The organism is Acinetobacter sp. SM1B, assembly GCF_003289665.1.
Lineage (GTDB): Bacteria > Pseudomonadota > Gammaproteobacteria > Pseudomonadales > Moraxellaceae > Acinetobacter > Acinetobacter schindleri.
Window position 1 is genome coordinate 1 of record NZ_QMBM01000018.1, and the last position, 2,288, is coordinate 2,288.

Here is a 2,288-nt window from a genome sequence, read left to right on the forward strand (position 1 = left end):
GGAGCAGAATATCACTTATAGGAGTTGTTCAAATTTACGGATCCATCTCTTAAATGATGGATATGATTCACAGGATTTAGTTAAATTTAGATTACTTGCTCATATTGCTGAAGATCAAGTTTTAGAATTACTCGAGCAAAAGCATAATACTGATCCTAGTTTTCTAACTAGGGAAAATACTCATTTTGTTGAAATTTCTAGATTAGTTCGATCTTTATCTTATCAATCACATAACTTTAAAAAAGCTTTTGATTTACTCATTTATTTTGCTAAAGATGAAAAAGAAGGTGAAAGAAACAACTCTATTCGAGATTTAGTAACTTCATTATTTAGGCTCTATACATCAGAAACAATGGCTGATTTAGAGCAAAAAAAAGAGGTGCTGAAGGAACTGCAATCTAAGCCTGAATGTAGATCTATCCTTTTAGATTGTTTATCTAAAGCACTGAATTTTCATGATTATGGATTTTCTGTACGAGATTTAGCTGAAAATTCTCAAATAAATGAATATGGTTATCAACCTCAAACCTATGGTGAAATTTGGAATTGGGTTGAGTTTCTACTTAATTTATTGGATGAATTAGATAGTCAAAATGTTAGCAAAGCACGAGAGGTTTTTTCAAATAATCTTGAAGCTATAATTTGGAAATGCAGGAAAGTTGAGTTTGTTAGAAAATTTGTACTTAAATTTAATGAACGTAAATATTTTCCAGAAGCGCATAGAAAACTTCTAAGTATTATTAATTTTAATAAAGATGAATTAGAAATCAATGCACCTAAATTATTACAAGAATTAGAAAATTTAGAACAAGAGCTAAGACCTAATAAAGATAGTGTTCGAGAGCTATTACAGACTTATATTTTAGCTCCAGATCATGATATCTATAGAATGAGTAAAAGTGAAAATGATGAACATGCAATTAAAATCCCTGAATTTAATTCCTATGAGGAGTTAATCCAATATTTAAGTAAATACTTAAAAGATATTGGAAATTTAAAAGAAAATTTAGATTTATTGATCAAAGCAAGTAGTGGATGGTTAGCACATCAATATTTGATTCAGTTAGGTGAAAGTACAGTTCATGTATTTGAAAATGTTGATAATTGCATTGATACAATTCAACATACACATATAGAAATAGATATAAAAGGTTCTGAGTTTTTATTAGGATTATTAAAAGGTTTTAAAAAAAAATCACAGAAAGATTATGAAAAATTTATAGAATTTTTGTTAGGGCACACTATTTTGAGGAATATAGCCCCTCATATGATTTTTAACAGTTGTCAAAATAATGAAGATTTTCAGTATTTTTACCAACTTTTCATGCTAGATAAAGTCAATATCAATCAATTGCCAAGATTGGCAGGTTGCAAATATCATAATAGAATAAATAATGAAATATTTGAGCTGTTTCTAGATAGACTAATTGATTTAGAGCAATGGGATAGAGTTCATTATGAATTAATTGAGGAGTGCTTTTTTCAAAAAAAATTATCAGAGAAATATCAATCTATTTTATTAGGCAATGTTCCTGAATTTATTAGTAGTGAGAGTAACTTCAATCACTATGAGGATGGTTTAAAAGTATTATTAGGTTGTAGAGAGGATTTTGAAAATAAAATATTTAATGATGTTAAAGATTATTTTAATGGTGAGCGATACATTTCTCTTTATAGGGAGGATAAAAAATTTAAGATATTAAAATTATTAATAAAGACAAATACAATAAAATTTATAAAAGAATTTTTAGAGGATGATGCTTTTTTATCAAAATTTTGGAAAGATGATTTAAATAAAGTTTTATTTTTTGCTGATTCAAATAATTTACTGAAGTGGATAGATGGCGATCAAGACAAAATCAAATTTTGGATAGAAAATGCTAGATTATTTTGTGTTAAAAATTATCAAGAGGAAACTACAGGTGAAACAAAAAGTAAGATTGTATGGCTAGATTTATTAGTGGAGTTATTAAAATTGTCAGAAGAAAGGGGAAGCCTGCTAGAACACTTGTTTAATGAATCAATATTTAAGGTTACACAAGCAAGTGGTAGTTGGTCACAAGAAATGTCTAGAAGATTACCATCTATACAAAGTTTGAAAAAAAAATAGTACCAATATTTCCAGAATTAGAGTCGCTGATCATTGCTAAAGAAAAAGAGTGGATAATTGCTATTGATAGACAAGCTCAAAGAGATGAAGAAAATGAAAAACAACGAAATGAGCGATTTGAATGGTGAGAGACTGTAAATAAAACTGTGTAAACGCTTAAACTATCCCTCAACGCTGT

The 2,288-nt window shown here is 28.0% G+C and carries 1 pseudogene; it reads left to right on the top strand.

Going from position 1 to position 2,288, the window contains the following annotated elements:
* Positions 1–2,110 (top strand): annotated as a pseudogene (locus C8322_RS14445) (hypothetical protein); the annotation flags it as partial.
* Positions 2,111–2,288 lie beyond the last annotated feature (178 nt).